The organism is Actinoplanes sp. NPDC023936 (assembly GCF_040639325.1).
Taxonomy (GTDB): Bacteria; Actinomycetota; Actinomycetes; order Mycobacteriales; family Micromonosporaceae; genus Actinoplanes.
The window spans coordinates 99,935-117,330 of the sequence record NZ_JBEZZR010000002.1 but is presented as its reverse complement, the minus strand read 5'-3'; the positions used below and the strand labels follow the sequence as shown (position 1 = coordinate 117,330).

The window sequence follows — 17,396 nt, the reverse complement described above, 5'->3', positions numbered from 1 at the left end:
CGCGATCTCAGTAGTCCGCGAAGACGGCGAAGCCCCGCTCGGCGCACCGGCGGTAGAAACCGGCCAGGATGGCGAGCTCGGTGCGGGCGAAACTCCAGTGCGGGGCGTTCCCGGCGTCGTCGCGCAGGGCGGCGAGACGGTGCTCGAGCCAGCGCAGCTGCTGGTCGGCGAGGCGGCCACCGGCGATCGCGGTGCGCATCACGGCCGCGACGGTGTCGAAGGTGACGAGGTCGCCGAACTGGTCGTGGCCCTCGACGAAGCGCTCCAGACCGCCGGCGATCCAGGCGCACCCGTCCGGGTCGATCACCGGGTCCTCGTCCTCGGCGGCCGCGTCGGTTGCGTAGAGCACGCCTTCGAGGCCCAGGAGCAGGTCGACCAGTTCCGTGTACGCGGTCGCGCGTACCGTGCCGGTCTTGGCGATGTGCAGCGCCAGGGCGCCGGTCGGCGCGGCGATCTCGGGCCGGTCGGCGATGCTGGCGAAGTCGACGAACTCAGCGGGCGCGACCGGGTCGTAGTACTGATTGGTTCGCGGCCAGTGCACGGCGACGTTGTCCAGGCCCTTGTCGTGAGCCATCGGGGCCACCCCTCCTCGGACTGTCATGCGGCTTTCCGGCGTAACCGGCCCGCGCGGGCGAGGTTACGACACCAGCCCCTGCCGCTGTCGAGCAGTGTCGCAGTGAGTGCCGGTCCGGCCCGGCAGCCACGCCCGGCACAGGAGGCAGCCGCAGCACTTGCCATTGCGGTGAGCGGTAGTTCCGTGTAGGGGAACACGTGGGATCGGGCTCAAGTCGCGCTACGGGACTCTCAGGCACCCGGAAGGGGTGCCGCACCCTCGCCAACTCGTGTCGGCGGAGTAGAATCGACGGCGACCGGGAAAACTGTGCTCGACGAAGGTTCGTCACTCTGCGCGGTTTTCTCAGCCGATCACGATCCGCGGGCCGCCCGCGGCGACCGGCGCGCACGGCTCCACCGGTGGTCCGCTTCTTCCCCGCGGGTGTTTTCCCTGGTGTCACGCGTGCGCGCGGCTGCTGCCGGCGCGCCTGCCAACCCCGCTGCGGGGCCGATGGGTCCGCAGCGAGAAAGTGGCCGAGGGTGTCAGAGAACAAGCAGGAGTACGGTGCCGAGTCGATCACCGTTCTCGAGGGCCTCGAGGCAGTCCGCAAGCGTCCCGGTATGTACATCGGTTCCACCGGTGAGCGCGGTCTGCACCACCTCGTCTGGGAGGTTGTGGACAACGCGGTCGACGAGGCACTGGCCGGCTACTGCGACACCATCGACGTGGTCATCTTCCCCGACGGCGGGGTTTCGGTCACCGACAACGGCCGTGGCTTCCCGGTCGACCTGCACCCGCAGCTGAAGAAGCCGGGTGTCGAGGTCGCGCTGACGGTGCTGCACGCGGGTGGCAAGTTCGACAACCAGGCCTACAAGGTCTCCGGCGGTCTGCACGGCGTCGGCGTCTCGGTCGTCAACGCGCTCTCCACCAAGATGGCCGTCGAGATTCACAAGTCCGGCTTCGTGTGGCGGCAGAAGTACGACTATTCCAAGCCCAGTGAGCTGGTCAAGGGCGAGACGACCGAGTCGACCGGCTCGACCGTCCAGTTCTGGCCGGACCCGGAGATCTTCGAGACGGTCGACTTCGACTTCCAGACGATCTACCGCCGGCTCCAGGAGATGGCGTTCCTCAACCGGGGACTGACCATCAGCTTCACCGACCAGCGGCCCAGCTCGGTCGACGAGAACGGTGAGGCCCGTTCGGTCACCTTCATGTACTCGGACGGCATCGCCGACTTCGTGCGGCACCTCAACGCGACGAAGAGCGCCATCCACAAGACCGTGATCCAGTTCGAGGCCGACGCCCCCGAGGAGGGGATGGCGGTCGAGATCGCGATGCAGTGGAACGAGTCGTACGGCGAGTCGGTCTACACCTTCGCGAACCGCATCAACACGCACGAGGGCGGCACCCACGAAGAGGGCTTCCGCGCCGCGCTCACCACGATCGTCAACAAGTACGGCGTGGAGAAGAAGTTCCTCAAGGCGGACCAGAAGCTGTCCGGTGAGGACATTCGCGAGGGCCTCGCCGCGATCATCTCGGTGACGCTGGCGAACCCGCAGTTCGAGGGCCAGACCAAGACGAAGCTCGGCAACACCGACATGAAGAGCTTCGTCCAGAAGGTCTGCAACGAGCAGCTCGCCGACTGGTTCGACCGCAACCCGGCGGACGCCAAGCTGATCATCACGAAGGCGGATCAGGCCGCGCGCGCCCGGATCGCCGCGCAGCAGGCCCGCAAGCTGGCCCGGCGCAAGTCGCTGCTGGAGTCCGGCTCGATGCCGGGCAAGCTGGCCGACTGTCAGTCCACCGACCCGCGCGAGACCGAGCTGTTCATCGTCGAGGGTGACTCGGCCGGCGGTTCGGCCAAGTCCGGCCGGGAGAGCCGCATCCAGGCGATCCTGCCGATCCGCGGCAAGATCCTGAACGTGGAGAAGGCCCGGATCGACCGGGTGCTGAAGAACAACGAGGTCCAGGCGCTGATCACGGCGATGGGCACCGGCATCCACGACGAGTTCGACCTCACGAAGCTGCGCTACCACAAGATCATCCTGATGGCCGACGCCGACGTCGACGGCCAGCACATCCAGACGCTGCTGCTGACGCTGCTGTTCCGCTTCGTGCGTCCGCTGGTCGAGCACGGTCACGTCTACCTGGCGTCGCCGCCGCTCTACAAGATCAAGTGGAACAAGCGCGGCGACGACGCGCAGTACGCGTACTCGGACCGCGAGCGGGACGGGCTGATCGCGCTGCGCCAGCAGAAGAAGCCGAACGCCAAGCCGGACGACATCCAGCGGTTCAAGGGTCTCGGCGAGATGAACTTCCAGGAGCTCTGGGACACCACGATGAATCCGGACACCCGGACGCTGCGTCAGGTCACCCTGGACGACGCCGCGGTGGCGGACGAGTTGTTCAGCGTGCTGATGGGTGAGGACGTCGAGGCTCGGCGGTCGTTCATCCAGCGCAACGCCAAGGATGTTCGGTTCCTGGACATCTAAGTCAGCGCCGTATCCACAGCGTGCAGGTACTTTCCACAGTGTTATCCACAGCATTTTGTCGGTTTTTGCCGTACTTGCCTGGTATCACCTTGAGTAAGGGTTAACAGTGACTGACACTCCCGAGCCCCCGGACGGCGACGAGATCCAGGACGATGCCGGCGGCGGTGTGACCCAGCGCGTCGAGCCGGTCGGCCTCGAAGTCGAGATGCAGCGCTCGTACCTCGACTACGCCATGAGCGTCATCGTCGGCCGCGCGCTGCCCGACGTCCGCGACGGTCTCAAGCCCGTCCACCGCAAGATCCTGTACGCGATGTACGACGCCGGTTTCCGGCCGGACCGTGGGTACGTCAAGTGCGCGCGCGTCGTCGGCGACGTGATGGGCAACTACCACCCGCACGGCGACTCGTCGATCTACGACGCCCTGGTCCGGATGGGCCAGCCGTGGTCGCTGCGTTACCGGCTGATCGACGGCAACGGCAACTTCGGCTCGCCGGGTAACGACCCGGCGGCCGCCATGCGGTACACCGAGGCGAAGCTGTCCCCGCTGGCGATGGAGATGCTGCGGGACATCGACGAGGACACCGTCGACATGCAGGACAACTACGACGGGCGTACCAAGGAGCCGACGATCCTGCCGGCCCGGTTCCCGAACCTGCTGGTCAACGGCTCCGAGGGCATCGCGGTCGGCATGGCCACCAAGATCCCGCCGCACAACCTGCGCGAGGTCGCCGCGGCCGTCCAGTGGTGCCTGGACAACCCGGAGGCCGACGAGGCCACCACGCTCGAGGCGCTGCTGGAGTTCGTGAAGGGCCCCGACTTCCCGACCTACGGCCTGATCGTCGGTCAGCAGGCGATCCAGGACGCGTACCGGACCGGCCGCGGCTCGATCCGGATGCGTGCGGTCGTCGAGGTGGAGGAGGACGCCCGGGGCCGGCCCTGTCTCGTGGTGACCGAGCTGCCGTACCAGGTGAACCCGGACAACCTCGCCGAGCGGATCGCCGAGCTCGTCAAGGAGGGCAAGCTCACCGGCATCGCCGACATCCGGGACGAGTCCTCCGGCCGTACCGGCATGCGCCTGATCCTGGTGCTCAAGCGCGACGCGGTCGCCAAGGTCGTGCTGAACAACCTCTACAAGCACACCCAGCTGCAGGAGACGTTCGGCGCCAACATGCTGGCGCTGGTCGACGGCGTGCCCCGCACGCTGAACCTGGCGCAGTTCATCAGGTACTACGTCGAGCACCAGATCGAGGTCATCCGCCGGCGGACCGCGTACCGCCTGCGCAAGGCCGAGGAGCGCGCGCACATCCTGCGCGGTCTGGCCAAGGCGCTGGACATGCTCGACGAGGTGATCGCGCTGATCCGGCGTTCGCCCACTGTGGAGGACTCGCGCCAGGGCCTGATGCAGCTGCTCGACGTGGACGAGGTGCAGGCCACCGCGATCCTCGACATGCAGCTGCGCCGCCTGGCCGCCCTGGAGCGGCAGCGGATCGTCGACGAGCTCATCAAGATCGAGGTTGAGATCGCCGACCTCAAGGACATCCTCGCGAAGCCGGAGCGGCAGCGGGCGATCGTCTCCGAGGAGCTCGGCGAGATCGTCCAGAAGTACGGGGACGACCGGCGCACCCAGATCATCCCGTTCGACGGCGAGGTCTCCATGGAGGACCTCATCGCGCGCGAAGACGTTGTGGTGACGATCACACGTACCGGTTATGCCAAGCGCACGAAGACCGATATGTACCGATCGCAGAAGCGTGGCGGCAAGGGAGTGAGCGGCGCGACGCTGCGGCAGGACGACATCGTCTCGCACTTTTTCGTGATCTCCACCCATGACTGGATCCTGTTCTTCACGAACAAGGGCCGGGTATATCGGGCAAAGGCGTACGAACTGCCCGAGGCGAACCGGGCGGCGAAGGGGCAGCACGTCGCGAACCTGCTGGCCTTCCAGCCGGATGAGCAGATTGCCCAGATCATCCAGATTCCGAACTACGGGGTGGCACCGTACCTTGTGCTCGCCACTAAGAATGGTCTCGTGAAGAAGACCCGCCTCGAGGAGTTTGACTCCAACCGCAGCGGTGGCATCATCGCCATCAACCTGCGGGAGGATGACGAATTGGTGGGCGCGGCGCTGGCTGCCTCCGAGGACGACCTGTTGCTGGTCTCCAAGAAGGCACAGGCCATCCGCTTCAACGCGACCGATGAGGCCCTGCGGCCGATGGGTCGCGCGACCTCCGGTGTGATCGGCATGCGGTTCGGTGACAACGACGAGCTTCTCGCCATGGAAGTGGTGCGCGAGGGCATGGATGTGTTGGTCGCCACCAATGGTGGGTATGCGAAACGCACGCCGATCGAGGAGTATCCGGTACAGGGCCGTGGCGGCAAGGGTGTCCTGACCGCCAAGATCACGGAGCGTCGTGGTGGACTTGTCGGTGCTCTGGTGATCAGCCCGGAGGATGAACTGTTTGCCATCACCAGCAATGGTGGTGTCATCCGGACTCCCGTGAAGCCTGTACGGCGCACGAGGGATCGGAACACAATGGGGGTCAAGCTGATGGACCTCCCTGAAGGTGTAACCATCGTGGCGCTTGCTCGCAATGCCGACGAGCCTGACGAACAGGACTAGTTGATGCCGGAGACACAGGCGAAGTCGGGGGGCCCGGGGAGCTCAGCGACTCCGGACGATGCGGCGAAAAAGGACGCGGCCGCACCGAACGGGCGTGAGAGCACAGGGCGCGCCGCTGTCCCCGCCGATGCCCAGTCCCCGCCGAAATTCACCCGGGCGCCCGGCATGCCGCCGCCGCCCGGTGAGCCGGCCGGAGACGGGAAAGCGGCGGGCGGCCCATCCGTGGTGAAGGGCTCCGCCGCCGTGCCGGTCGTCACCAAGGGCAAAGGCGCCGCACCGGCCGCCGGTCGGCCCGCGACCGCAGCACCCGGTCAGGGCCAGGGCCAGGGCCAGACCGGCCCGCAGCAGCGCCCGTCCGGGACTGCCGCGCCGGCCGCGGCCGGCGCCGCCAAACAGCGGTCCGGCCCGCCGGCCGCGGGGTCGGCGGCCGTCGGCGCCGCCCGTGTCTCCGAGGCGGTTCGCTCCGCGCGCTCCACGGTCTCCTCGGCCGCCGCGCGCGGGCCCCGCCGGGCCCGCCTGAACCTCAAGCGGATCGACCCGTGGTCCGTGATGAAGTTCGCATTCGCGGTCTCCATCGTGCTCTTCATCGTGGTCGTGGTCGCGACGTCCGTGCTCTACCTCGCCCTCGACACCATGGGCGTGTGGAGTTCGGTCAACAACAGCCTCAGGGACCTGGTGACCGCCAGCGGCGGCACTGAGGGCAGCTCCGGCGGCTCGTTCCGGATCACCGCCTGGGGCGTGATCGGCACGTCGATGCTGATCGGCGCGGTGAACGTCGTGCTGTTCACCGCGCTCGCCACCCTGGGCGCGTTCATCTACAACGTCTGCGCCGACCTCGTCGGCGGCGTCGAGCTGACGCTCGCCGAACGGGACTGACGCTCCTGGGTCGGGTTGCGAGCCACCCCCGCTTTGGAGGCTCGCAACCCGATGCGGTAACGTTCCTCTCGCAGTTGAGGGGGCTATAGCTCAGTCGGTTAGAGCGCAGAGCTGATAACTCTGAGGTCGATGGTTCGATTCCATCTAGCCCCACGAGCGGCGGGGTCCTGTGTTCGCGGAAAAGCGCGGACCGGGACCGCTCGTCATTCTGCCGGGGGGCCGAGCCCCCCGAACCCCCCACGGTGCGATTTGGTTGCGCTGGCCGGTTGGTTGCGCTTTCCTTTGGTACGGGGGAAGTCTGCTCGACGCCTTCTTAGGGGGATGTGCTCGTGCTTAAGAAGCTTCTGATCATCGCTGGTGTGGCCGGGGCGGCTTACCTGGTCGTCAAGAAGGTCAAGGAGTCCAGCGACGAGCGCGCTCTCTGGCACGAGGCCACCACGTCGCCTGATCTTCGCTAGTTCGTAGCGAGGGGCCCTAGCTCAACTGGCAGAGCACCGCCTTTGCAAGGCGGGGGTTAGGGGTTCAAGTCCCCTGGGCTCCACCACAGTCGCCGCTCAGCAGGCGACAGGCAAGACCAAGAGCCGGCGTGAGTGCCGCACCGACGATTCCTCGATGCCGTCCCCGGCGAGGGGTGAGGTCATCCGGTGAAACGAATTGATCTCGTCGTCCCCGCCGCCTCGATTGCCGGTCTGCGGATCCCACCGCTGGCCATCACCACCGGTACGCCCGATCCGCAGTGGGTCGAGGTGCCGCTGAGCCGGTGGCGGTTGGGCAAGCTGCGTCCGGCGGGGACCTTTCCCCTGGATGCGCGCAGCGCGAGAAGCGTCCGACGTGCGGTTCGAGTCGCGCCATGGTCGGTGCTGGCCGCCCTGGTTCTCCTGATCGTCTGGTCGGTCGTCGTCGCCCTGGAGGCGTACGTGTCGTTTCCAGGCCTTCTGACGGTGCTGGCGGCGGCGTCCCTCTCCATCAGCGTCCTGTCCCTGGTCCGGGACCGTGGGGTGCCGAAGCACCTGCCGTACCGCACCCGGTTCGGCGATCTGCGTATCCCCCACGTTCCGGTCGAGGTCGCCCAGCAGTGGGTCGCCCTGAACCCAGGGGTGCTGGCTGCCGACGAGCCGGCGCCGCGCCCGCATTCCCGGCGGTTCTACGTCGGCTGGTCCGTGGGTCTCCTGACCGCGTCGGCCGGCCTCGCCGTAGTACTGGCGAACAACGGCCGCGAGGACTCCGTTCTGTTGTGGATGCTGCTGCCCGTGCTGTTCGTCGTCGGCGTCGTCGCGGCGCTGAAGATTCCGTCACCCGGGACGGGCGTCGGCGTGCGAACCTGGCCACCGGTGAACGTCGACCGCCGGACGCCATAGCGGGCGCGCTCCGGGGTGCGATGTCGGCGGAGAGCGGGTCAGCCCCACGAGCGGAGCTTTGGTTGACTGTCGCCGTGAAACGCCGCTCCGCCCTCCTGTTGCTCACCCTTACCGGACTGGCCGGCTGCGCCGACGCGAAAGCGGTCGTGCCCGACTCCAGCGCCTCCGCGATGCCGTCCGCCGATCTGCGCTGGCCGCTGCGGGACCCGGATCTGGCCGCCGGTTTCTGCTTCACGCTGGTTCAGAACCTGACACCGAAGCAGGTGATCGACCGGCTCGGCGGCAGGGAGCTGGAACGGGTCAAGTGGGAGCAGCTCGTCGGTCCCGGTGACGGCGAGGCCGGTACCACGCAACGCTACTTCGTCGGGTTGGCGCGGATCGGCGACTGGACGCTCATCGCCGAGGACGCCGGCGACCTCGGCGTCACCCGGGACATCGTGCGCCCGCTCTCCGAGGGTCGCAGAGTGCTGGCCTACCGCGGTGACGCGACCGGGCGGGGCCGCCTGCTGGTGCTCGACGACCGGGAGGTGCTCCTCGACTTCGATTCCGGAACCCCGGAACGCTGGGGCGGCAGCCAGCCGGGCGACTTCGTGCCGGCCATGCGGGCGGCAGGCCTTGTCGGGGGTACGGACGTGACGGATCCCACCGGACCCGCGTTGGCGTTTCTGGCCGACCGAACCGGTGTCACGCTGACCCGGGATCAGCTCAACGAGCGTACGTATCTGCTGGTCACTGTGCCTAGGCGGTAGATGACTATTTGCCTGTTCTTCGATGGATGAAGTTATCCACAGGGGAATGAATGAGTTCTGCGGGGCACCGAGTTCCCGGTTAGCCTGCGATTCGTGAGCGAACGAAGACGGGCCGCCGCCGTGATCGTGCGGGAGGGTCGTGTGCTGATGGTGCACGAGCGCAGCCGGCGATCCGGTGGCGGCGAGTGGTGGACCCTGCCGGGAGGCGGTCTGCGACCCGGTGAGACGGCCGAGGAAGCGGTGCGGCGCGAGGTCTTCGAGGAGACCGGCCTGGTGGTCGGCGACGCCCGCTACGTGCTGGAGATGCCCTATCCCTCCGGCATGACGTCGGTCTTCGCGGTGACGGTGGCGGACGGCGAGCCACGTGCCGGCCACGACGACGGGATCGGGCCGGAGCCGCTCGGGGTGGACTGGCTGCCGGTCCCCGAGCTGCCGATCGAGACGCACGGCGTGCCGGTGCCACCGCTCATGGTGGTGCTGCCCACCATCGCCGATCACACGGACGGCGTGACGTCCGCGGGTGACGGCTCGGCGACGGCCACCGAGTCGGCTGCCGGAGCCGGCGCCGGGACGAATGGCGCGGCAAGCGTCCGCAAGCGCTCCACGACGAAGTAGGCGCTCGCTGCGGCGTACCCGGGAGCGAGCACGCAACCGAGGATCTGCACCGGCCGGGAACCGACGGCGATCAGGGCCGCGGCGCAGGCGGCCCAGCAGGCGAGCAGCACCGCGTTGACGGTGTCGTGCCGCGCCCAGCCGCGGGCCCGGCGTCGCGCCTGGCGCTGGATCTCGACGACGAGAGCGTGCGCCATCCCGGCTGCCAGCAGTCCCAGCAGCATGGTGGCGAAGAACGAACGATGGCCGCCCCCGACGGCGACCAGGGCAGTGGCACCGGTGAGCAGGGCGAGGCCACTCACGGTCCCGACGCGTGCACTCCGACGGTCCTCCACAAACCCATTAGCTCGGCATGATCAGCCGAAATCTGAGGAGTCCCGCCCCGGCTGTTGGAGATCCACGGTCCGGGGCGAGGATGTCGGACATGATGGGAAGTTTGCAGACCGAATCCGCACAGTCCCGCCTCGACCTGCTCGGCCCTCCGGTCGCGAAGGCCCTGGAGGTGTGGCCGGTGGAGGCGCCGATCGACGCCGATCAGGTGCTGGTCGCCCCGATCGACCCGACGCTGGCGGACACGGCCGCCTTCTGCGAAGCGTACGGGGTGGGTCTGCCCGAGTCCGCGAACTGCGTGATCGTCGCCGGCCGACGTGGCGACGTCACCCGCTACGCCGCCTGCGTCGTCCTCGCCACCACCCGGGCCGACGTGAACGGTGTCGTGCGCAAGCACCTCGACGTCCGGAAGGCGAGCTTCGCGCCGATGGACGACGCGGTGTCGCTGACCGGAATGGAGTACGGCGGCATCACGCCGATCGGTCTCCCGGCGTCCTGGCCGATCCTCGTCGACTCCCGGGTGATCGCCACCCCGCACGTGATCATCGGGTCCGGCGTGCGGCACAGCAAGATCGCGATTGCCGGCCCGGCCCTCGGCGCTCTGCCCGGCGCCGAGGTGATCGAGGGCCTGGCCCGGGAAATAGGGTGATCGCCGTCGATGTCGTTTCACGTGGAACGACATCGACGAACGTCATACGGCAGCTTCACGCTGAAGCGAGCCGCGCCGCGCAGCAACAGGCCGCCGTGCAGCAACCCGCCACGTCGCGCAGCAACCCGCCACGTCGCGCAGCAACAGGCCGCGCCGTGCAGCAACGCGCCCCGTCACGCAGAAATGGCCCGCGTCACCGCGAGGATGGCGTCGCGTCGGCCGCCTCGCGACGGGCAATCTCCTCGAACGCGGCAAGCAGCGTCGGCGTCTCCTGCGCGCCCTGCACCGCGTACTTTCCGTCAATGACGAACGACGGGACGCTCGTGATGCCGAGTTCCCGTGCCTCCGCCAGATCGGTCCGCACCGCGGCGCTGCCGGCGTCGGTCAGCAGGTAGTCCCGTGCCGCGTCCTCGTCCAGGCCGATCGCGCCGGCCACCGCGGCGAGCGCGTCCGTCGAGCCGATGTCGACACCGTGAGTGAAGTGAGCGGCCTGCAGGGCGTCGAGCATGTCGGCCTGCCGCTCCCGGGTGGCCGCCCACGCGATCAGCCGGTGCGCGGTGAACGTGTTGGCGGCGATCGCCCGACTGAAGTCCAGCGCCAGGCCCTCACCCGCGGCGATCGCTGTGACGTGCGCGAACATTTCTTCCGCGCGCTCCCGGCCGCCGAACTTGCCGGCCATCACCTGCTTGATCGGCAGTGGTTCCGGCACCGGGCTCGGGTCGAGCTGGTACGCCCGGTAGGTCACCGTGACGCTGCCGTCGAACGCGCGTACGGCCTTCTCGAGCCGTCGCTTGCCGATGTAGCACCACGGGCATATGACATCGGACCACACCTGGATGTCCACGTCACCCCTTCGACGAGGAGGCGGCCACCTGACGCTTGAGTCGCGCCAGGATCGCCGTGCCGCCCCGGATCCGCAGCGGGCTGATCGCCTGAGCCAGCCCCATCCGGGCATAAAGATCATCGGGTACGGCCAGAACCTCGTCAGCGCTCGCCCCGGCCAGGCCCTCGGCGAGGATGCCGGCGAAGGCGCGCGTGGTCGGAGCCTCCGGCGGGCAGTCGAAGTGGGTCACCACGGACCCGTCGGCCTGCACGGTCGCCTGGAGGAAGAACTGGGTCTGGCACTCCGGCACCTGTTCCATGCCTTCGTGACCGGCCAGCTCCGCGGGCAGCGGAGGCACCGCGTCCGCGAACTCCAGCAACATCTCCAGGACCACGTCCCGGGGAGCGGAGGCGAACTCGTCGACGATTTCGGCAAGCTTCGGTGGCATGTCAGTCACAGGACCGACCCTACGCTTGCGATCTTCAGGCTGCGGCCGACGTGGGCAGGAGTGCCACGTCACTCAGGCTGAGGATGCCCACCACCTTGCGGTCCGCGTCGCAGACCAGCAGCCGGCGCACGCCACGGTTGCGCATGGCTTGCACCGCCTCCTCCACAGTGGCGCTCTGCTCGATCATGATGAGCTCACGGGTGGCGATGTCGCCGAGCCTGGTGGTGGCCGGCGAGAGTCGTTCGGCTATCGCCCGGACCACGATGTCGCGGTCGGTCACGATCCCGGCCATGGTCGGCCCGTGTGTCACCACGACGTCGCCGATCCCCTGGTCGCGCATGGCCTGCGCGGCCTCGTCGAGTGGGGTGTCCTCGGGCAGGTAGACCACCTGCCGTGTCATCGCGTCCGCGACCAGCCTGACCACGTCTCGCCCCCTTCCGCCTCGTCGTTGCTCAAGCCTCTTCTTTACCCAGCTCGCAGTCACGAAACGGTTACCCGAGCCCTGTGGTGATTACACCCGCGATGTCCACAAGGGGCAATTCCCGTTGCTCCCCGGTGCGCCGGTCGCGAAGTTCGCCGTACCCCTCGGAGAGCCTGCGGCCGACCACGACGGCCTGGGGGATCCCGATCAGCTCGGCATCGGTGAACTTCACGCCCGCCGAGATGTTCGCCCGGTCGTCGACGAGCACCCGGAGGCCGGCCCGGGCCAGCGTCGCGCCGAGGGTGAGCGCGGCCTCGATCTGCCCGTCCTTGCCGGCCGCGACGATGTGCACGTCGGCGGGAGCGATCGCCCGCGGCCAGACCAGCCCTCGCTCGTCGTGGTGCTGCTCGGCGATCGCCGCCACGGCCCGGGACAGCCCGATGCCGTAACTGCCCATGGTCGGGCGGACCGGCTTGCCGTCGGCGCCCAGGACGTCGAGCCGGAAAGCGTCGGTGTACCGGCGGCCGAGCTGGAAGATGTGCCCGATCTCGATGCCGCGCCGGATGGTCAGCGTGCCGTCCGCGCAGCGGGGGCAGGGATCGCCGGCACGCACCTCGGCAGCCTCGATCGTGCCGTCCGGTGTGAAGTCGCGGCCCGCGACCACGCCGGTGGCGTGCCGGCCCGGCTCGTTGGCGCCGGTCAGCCACGCGGTGCCGTCCGCGACCCGGGGATCGGCCAGGTAGCGGACCTTCAGGCCCTGCGGGCCGATGTAGCCCTTGACCAGGTCGGGCCGTGCCGCGAAGTCGTCGAAGAGGGTGGCGGTGGCCGGGGCGAGCGCGGCGTTGAGCCGCTTCATGTCGACCTCCCGGTCGCCGGGCACGCCGATCGCCAGCAGTTCCGGCGCACGGCCGGGGTGGTGGACCGTCACCACCACGTTCTTCAGGGTGTCCGCCGCGGTCCAGTCCGCGCGACCACCGAGCCGGCGGGCGTTGGCGTGGTCCACGAGGGAGGCGATCGTGGGGGTGTCCGGAGTGTCGTGAACCTCCAGCGCCGGAGTCGTTCCCCGGTCGACCGGTGCGACGACGGTCACCACCGCTTCGGTGTTCGCGGCATAGGAACAGGCCGGGCACGCCACGAACGTGTCCTCACCCACCTCCGATGTGGCGAGGAACTCCTCCGAGGCGGAACCGCCCATCGCGCCGGAGACCGCGGAGACGATCGCGTGCTCCAGGCCCAGCCGTTCGAAGACCCGCTGGTACGCCTCCCGCATCCGCTGGTAGGCCTCGGCCAGGCCGGCGTCGGTGAGGTCGAACGAGTAGGCGTCCTTCATCAGGAACTCGCGGCCGCGCAGCAGCCCGCCACGAACCCGCGCCTCGTCCCGGAACTTCGTCTGGATCTGGAACAGAACCAGCGGGAAATCCCGGTACGAACTCGTCATGTCCTGCACGAGCAGCGTGAACATCTCCTCGTGCGTCGGGGCCAGCAGGTGGTCGGCGCCGCGCCGGTCCTGGAGCGTGAAGATGTCGTCCCCGTACTCGGTCCAGCGGCCGCTCACGTCGTAGGGCTCGCGTGGCAGCAGGGCCGGGAACGAGACCTCCTGCCCACCGGCCGCGGTCATCTCCTCGCGGACCACCGCCGTCACCCGGTCCAGGACCAGCTTGCCCAGCGGCAACCAGGTGTAGCCGCCCGGAGCGGCGCGGCGGACATAGCCGGCGCGCAGGAGGAGCCGGTGACTCGGCACCTCCGCGTCCGCCGGCTCCTCACGAAGGGTCTTGAGCAGCAAGGTGGACATCCGAAGCAGCATGCTCGGAGCCTAGGGAATCAGGTGTTCTCCAGCACTCGCTTTAGCTCGTGTCGCCATCGTCACGTAGACGGCGGTTCCCCGTTCGGTGAAAAACTTGCCTAGCAAGCAAAGCTGAACAGCCGTTAGGGGGAAGCCATGGCTTGGCGCAGCTTCGTGGCAATGGGGGACAGCTTCACCGAGGGCATGTCGGACGGGTACCCGGATGGTTCCTACCGTGGGTGGGCCGACCTGGTCGCCACCCGCCTCGCGGTCGACTCCGGACCCGGGTTCCAGTACGCGAACCTCGCGATCCGCGGACGCCTGCTCGACCAGATCCTCGCCGAGCAGCTCGAACCGACCCTGAAGATGCGACCGGACCTGGTCGGTTTCGCGGCCGGCGGCAACGACATCCTGCGGCCCAAAGCGGACGCGGCGGCGCTCGTCGCACGGATCGAGCCGGTGATCGCGCGGATCCGGGCCACCGGCGCCGACGTGATCCTCTTCCGGTTCGCCGACGTGGCGGCGCACATCCCGGGCGGTCAGCGGATGATCGGGGCCCGGGCGGCGGCGCTCAACGACGGGACCCGCGAGATCGCCGAGCGGCACGGCGCGTACCTGATCGATCTGTTCGCCGACGACGCCTACCTGCACCCGGAGATGTGGAGCGACGACCGCCTGCACCTCTCCGCGGCCGGTCATCGCCGGGTGGCCGGGCACGTCCTGAACTCGCTCGGCGTCGGCGTCGACGAGGAATGGATGCTGATCCCGCCGGCGCCGCAGCCGACGCCGTGGCGGCTGGCGCGCAGCGCCGACCTGCGCTGGGCCCGTCAGCACCTCGCCCCGTGGGTGAGCCGGCATCTGCGCGGACGCTCCTCCGGCGATCTCGTCACGGCGAAGCGCCCGGTGCTGACGCCGATCGACTAGTCCGATTAAGGGTGGTGGGCCGGGCGGCCGGACGGAAAAGGGTTAGCGTGACACTCATGTCCGTTCCGAACGATCCGGCGCAGGCGCTTCAGGCCTACGCGCACCCCGACAAATTGGTCACCACCGAGTGGCTCGCCGCCAACCTGGACACGCCCGGCCTGGTCGTCGTCGAGTCGGACGAGGACGTGCTGCTCTACGACACCGGACACATCCCGGGCGCGGTGAAGGTCGACTGGCATCTCGAGCTGAACGATCAGCTGACCCGGGACTACCTGGACCCGGCCGCGTTCGCCGCGATGTGCGAGGCCAAGGGCATCGGCCGTGACGACACGATCGTCTTCTACGGCGACAACTTCAACTGGTGGGCGGCGTACGCGCTCTGGGTCTTCAGCCTCTTCGGTCACCGTGACGTGCGCCTGCTCGACGGCGGGCGGCAGAAGTGGGCGGCCGAGGGGCGTCCGCTGACCCGGGACAAGACGGCCCGGCCCACGGCCGCGTACCCGGTCCCGGTCCGCAACGACGCGGAGATCCGGGCGTTCCGCGACCAGGTGATGGGTCACATCGCGACGGGCCGGCCGCTGGTCGACGTCCGCTCGCCGCAGGAGTACACCGGCGAGCTGACCCACATGGCGGCGTACCCGCAGGAGGGCGCGCTGCGCGGCGGGCACATCCCGGGCGCGGTCAGCAAGCCGTGGAAGTCCGCGGCGAACGACGACGGCTCGTTCAAGCCGCACGACGAGCTCGTCAAGATCTACTCCGACGAACTCGGGCTCGAGTCGGGCGACGACATCATCGCGTACTGCCGGATCGGCGAGCGGTCGTCGCACACCTGGTTCGTGCTGCACCACCTGCTGGGGTACCCGCAGGTCCGCAACTACGACGGTTCCTGGACGGAGTGGGGCAACCTGGTCCGCGCCCCGATCGCCAAGGGCGCCGAGCCGGGCGGCCTGAGCTGAATCCGAGCTGACTTCGATCTCGGCCGGCACCGATTTTGTCGGTGCCGGCCGGTAGCGTGCCGGATCGTGAGCAACACGTTCCAGGTCGATCTTCGAGGGATCGTCGATCTCCTCAGCCACCACCTCTATGCGAGCCCGCGCGTCTACATCCGCGAGCTCCTGCAGAACGCTGTCGACGCGATCACCGCGGTCGGCCCGGATCACGCCGGCCGCGTGGAGATCGTCACCGGCGACGGCTTGCGGATCAGCGACAACGGCATCGGCCTCACCGAGGCACAGGTGCACGAGTTGCTGGCCACCATCGGGCGCAGCTCCAAGCGCGACGAGCTCGGCTTCGCCCGGCACCAGTTCCTCGGCCAGTTCGGCATCGGTCTGCTCTCCTGCTTCATGGTGGCCGACGAGATCCGGGTGCACACCCGCCGGGGTGACGCCCCGCCGGTGCTCTGGACCGGTCATTCCGACGGTCGCTACGAGGTGGGTCCCGGTCCGGAGCGCGAGCCCGGGACCACCGTCACCCTGCTGCCGCGCCGCGGCTCCGAGCATTTCCTCATCGGTACGACGGTGACCACCCTCGCCGGCCTCTACGGCTCGCTGCTCCCGGTCACGGTGACCGTCGACGGCCAGACCGTGACCGGCGACGTCCTGCCGTGGGACCGGCCGCAGGCCGAGCGCCGGCTCTACGCCGAGGCCACGCTCGGGTTCCGCCCCTTCGACGTGATCGACCTGAACGTGCCGGCCGCCGGGCTGAGCGGCGCCGCGTTCGTCCTGCCCACCCCGGTCAACCCGGCGAGCCGCGGCGGCCACCGGGTCTACCTGAAACGCATGCTGCTCTCGGAGAACGTCGAGGGTCTGCTCCCGGAGTGGGCGTTCTTCGCCCGCTGCGTGGTGGACAGCAGCGAGCTGCGGCCGACCGCGAGCCGTGAGGCGCTCTACGACGACGGCCAGCTCGCCGAGACCCGCGACGCCATCGCCGACCAGCTGCGCGGCTGGCTGGCCCGGCTCGCCGCGACCGATCCGCGCCGCCTCGGCGAGTTCCTGCGCATCCACCACCTCGGGGTGAAAGCGCTGGCCCTGCACGACGACGAGATGCTGCGGCTGGTCGAGCAGTGGTACCCGATGCAGACCAACATGGGTGAGATCACCCTGGCCGAGTTCCGGGCACGGCACGGCGTGCTGCGCTACGCCGCGACCGACGACGAGTTCCGGCAGCTCGCCGCGGTCGCCGCCGCTCAGGACCTGGCGCTGATCAACGGCGGCTACGTGTACGACGCCGACCTGATCGAGCGGCTCGCCGCGCTCGACGCGGAGGTCCGTGCCGAGCGGCTGGACCCGTCCGACCTGGCCACCCGGTTCCTGCCGGTCGAGGCGGAAGCCGAGTTGCGCCTGCGCCCGTTCCTCGCGGCCGTGCAGCGCCGGCTCGACCGGCTCGGGTGCGAGGTCGTGGTGCGCGCGTTCGACCCGGTCACACTCCCCTCGCTCTACCTGGTCAGCCGGGCGGCCGCGTTCCAGGAGGACTTCACGGCCAGCCGGTCGCAGGCCGACGACCTGTGGGGCGGTGTGCTGGACGCGCTGTCGCAGACCGTCCCGACCGACCGTCCCCAGCTCGTCCTCAACCACCGCAACCCGCTGGTCCGGCGGATCGCCGCGCTCGGTGACGACGAGCTGGCCGCCCTGGCCGTCGAGTCGCTCTACGGTCAGGCGCTGATGCTCGGGCACCACCCGATCCGGCCGAACGACGCGGCCCTGCTCACCACGTCGCTTCTCGGTCTGCTGGACCGTGCCGTGCCCGGGGAGGCCTGAGA

The 17,396-nt window shown here is 69.0% G+C and carries 16 protein-coding genes and 2 tRNA genes; 13 read left to right on the top strand and 5 right to left on the bottom strand.

What is annotated here, in order from left to right:
- Positions 1 to 7: 7 nt before the first annotated feature.
- On the bottom strand, positions 8 to 574 hold the full coding sequence (locus tag AB0F72_RS02845) for a hypothetical protein (protein ID WP_360424101.1): 567 nt from the start codon (positions 572 to 574) through the stop codon (positions 8 to 10).
- 518 nt (positions 575 to 1,092) lie between these two features.
- Here AB0F72_RS02845 and gyrB point away from each other — a divergent pair.
- The 10 genes from gyrB to AB0F72_RS02795 all read left to right on the top strand — a co-directional run bounded on the left by gyrB (position 1,093) and on the right by AB0F72_RS02795 (position 10,239).
- Complete coding sequence (gene gyrB / locus AB0F72_RS02840) at positions 1,093 to 3,045, top strand: DNA topoisomerase (ATP-hydrolyzing) subunit B (protein WP_360424098.1); 1,953 nt, start codon at positions 1,093 to 1,095, stop codon at positions 3,043 to 3,045.
- Positions 3,046 to 3,187: 142 nt separating this feature from the next.
- Complete coding sequence (gene gyrA / locus AB0F72_RS02835; RefSeq protein ID WP_360425033.1) at positions 3,188 to 5,665, top strand: DNA gyrase subunit A; 2,478 nt, start codon at positions 3,188 to 3,190, stop codon at positions 5,663 to 5,665.
- A 3-nt stretch (positions 5,666 to 5,668) separates the two neighbouring features.
- Positions 5,669 to 6,541 carry a DUF3566 domain-containing protein gene (locus tag AB0F72_RS02830; RefSeq protein ID WP_360424095.1) on the top strand — a complete coding sequence of 291 codons (873 nt, stop codon included), beginning with the start codon at positions 5,669 to 5,671 and terminating at the stop codon, positions 6,539 to 6,541.
- Between the two features lie 79 nt (positions 6,542 to 6,620).
- Positions 6,621 to 6,694, top strand: a tRNA-Ile gene (locus AB0F72_RS02825).
- 176 nt (positions 6,695 to 6,870) lie between these two features.
- The gene (locus tag AB0F72_RS02820; protein ID WP_360424092.1) at positions 6,871 to 6,999 is read left to right on the top strand and encodes a DLW-39 family protein; all 129 of its coding nucleotides are present in this window, start codon (positions 6,871 to 6,873) and stop codon (positions 6,997 to 6,999) included.
- Between the two features lie 10 nt (positions 7,000 to 7,009).
- A tRNA-Ala gene (locus tag AB0F72_RS02815) sits at positions 7,010 to 7,085 on the top strand.
- A gap of 100 nt (positions 7,086 to 7,185) precedes the next feature.
- The gene (locus AB0F72_RS02810) at positions 7,186 to 7,899 is read left to right on the top strand and encodes a hypothetical protein (protein WP_360424088.1); all 714 of its coding nucleotides are present in this window, start codon (positions 7,186 to 7,188) and stop codon (positions 7,897 to 7,899) included.
- A 74-nt stretch (positions 7,900 to 7,973) separates the two neighbouring features.
- Positions 7,974 to 8,648 carry a DUF6461 domain-containing protein gene (locus AB0F72_RS02805; protein WP_360424085.1) on the top strand — a complete coding sequence of 225 codons (675 nt, stop codon included), beginning with the start codon at positions 7,974 to 7,976 and terminating at the stop codon, positions 8,646 to 8,648.
- A 93-nt stretch (positions 8,649 to 8,741) separates the two neighbouring features.
- Positions 8,742 to 9,263 (top strand): NUDIX hydrolase, encoded by a 522-nt coding sequence (locus AB0F72_RS02800; RefSeq protein WP_360424082.1) that lies wholly within the window; start codon positions 8,742 to 8,744, stop codon positions 9,261 to 9,263.
- Between the two features lie 424 nt (positions 9,264 to 9,687).
- Positions 9,688 to 10,239 carry a YbaK/EbsC family protein gene (locus AB0F72_RS02795; protein ID WP_360425030.1) on the top strand — a complete coding sequence of 184 codons (552 nt, stop codon included), beginning with the start codon at positions 9,688 to 9,690 and terminating at the stop codon, positions 10,237 to 10,239.
- Between the two features lie 193 nt (positions 10,240 to 10,432).
- On the opposite strand, the gene AB0F72_RS02790 is transcribed toward AB0F72_RS02795, so the two are convergent.
- The 4 genes from AB0F72_RS02790 to AB0F72_RS02775 form a co-directional block, all read right to left on the bottom strand.
- Positions 10,433 to 11,083: a DsbA family oxidoreductase gene (locus AB0F72_RS02790; RefSeq protein ID WP_360424079.1), complete on the bottom strand. Its 651-nt coding sequence runs from the start codon at positions 11,081 to 11,083 to the stop codon at positions 10,433 to 10,435.
- A 1-nt stretch (position 11,084) separates the two neighbouring features.
- Complete coding sequence (locus AB0F72_RS02785; RefSeq protein WP_360424076.1) at positions 11,085 to 11,519, bottom strand: SufE family protein; 435 nt, start codon at positions 11,517 to 11,519, stop codon at positions 11,085 to 11,087.
- 25 nt (positions 11,520 to 11,544) lie between these two features.
- Positions 11,545 to 11,934: a CBS domain-containing protein gene (locus AB0F72_RS02780; RefSeq protein ID WP_360424073.1), complete on the bottom strand. Its 390-nt coding sequence runs from the start codon at positions 11,932 to 11,934 to the stop codon at positions 11,545 to 11,547.
- A 67-nt stretch (positions 11,935 to 12,001) separates the two neighbouring features.
- Entirely contained in the window at positions 12,002 to 13,735 is a 1,734-nt protein-coding gene (locus AB0F72_RS02775) for a proline--tRNA ligase (protein ID WP_360424069.1), read from the bottom strand.
- 135 nt (positions 13,736 to 13,870) lie between these two features.
- On the opposite strand from AB0F72_RS02775, the gene AB0F72_RS02770 reads away from it, so the two are divergent.
- From AB0F72_RS02770 to AB0F72_RS02760, 3 genes are all read left to right on the top strand, one after another.
- The gene (locus tag AB0F72_RS02770; protein ID WP_360424066.1) at positions 13,871 to 14,638 is read left to right on the top strand and encodes an SGNH/GDSL hydrolase family protein; all 768 of its coding nucleotides are present in this window, start codon (positions 13,871 to 13,873) and stop codon (positions 14,636 to 14,638) included.
- 56 nt (positions 14,639 to 14,694) lie between these two features.
- Positions 14,695 to 15,594 carry a sulfurtransferase gene (locus tag AB0F72_RS02765; protein ID WP_360424063.1) on the top strand — a complete coding sequence of 300 codons (900 nt, stop codon included), beginning with the start codon at positions 14,695 to 14,697 and terminating at the stop codon, positions 15,592 to 15,594.
- Between the two features lie 66 nt (positions 15,595 to 15,660).
- The gene (locus AB0F72_RS02760; protein WP_360424060.1) at positions 15,661 to 17,394 is read left to right on the top strand and encodes an HSP90 family protein; all 1,734 of its coding nucleotides are present in this window, start codon (positions 15,661 to 15,663) and stop codon (positions 17,392 to 17,394) included.
- Positions 17,395 to 17,396: the final 2 nt, after the last annotated feature.

Coding starts and splice junctions, on each gene's coding strand:
- AB0F72_RS02830 (WP_360424095.1), top strand. CDS start 5,669: ATGCCGGAGACACAGGCGAAGTCGGGGGGCCCGGGGAGCTCAGCGACT.
- AB0F72_RS02770 (WP_360424066.1), top strand. CDS start 13,871: ATGGCTTGGCGCAGCTTCGTGGCAATGGGGGACAGCTTCACCGAGGGC.
- AB0F72_RS02775 (WP_360424069.1), bottom strand. CDS start 13,735: ATGCTGCTTCGGATGTCCACCTTGCTGCTCAAGACCCTTCGTGAGGAG.
- AB0F72_RS02765 (WP_360424063.1), top strand. CDS start 14,695: ATGTCCGTTCCGAACGATCCGGCGCAGGCGCTTCAGGCCTACGCGCAC.
- AB0F72_RS02795 (WP_360425030.1), top strand. CDS start 9,688: ATGGGAAGTTTGCAGACCGAATCCGCACAGTCCCGCCTCGACCTGCTC.
- AB0F72_RS02845 (WP_360424101.1), bottom strand. CDS start 574: ATGGCTCACGACAAGGGCCTGGACAACGTCGCCGTGCACTGGCCGCGA.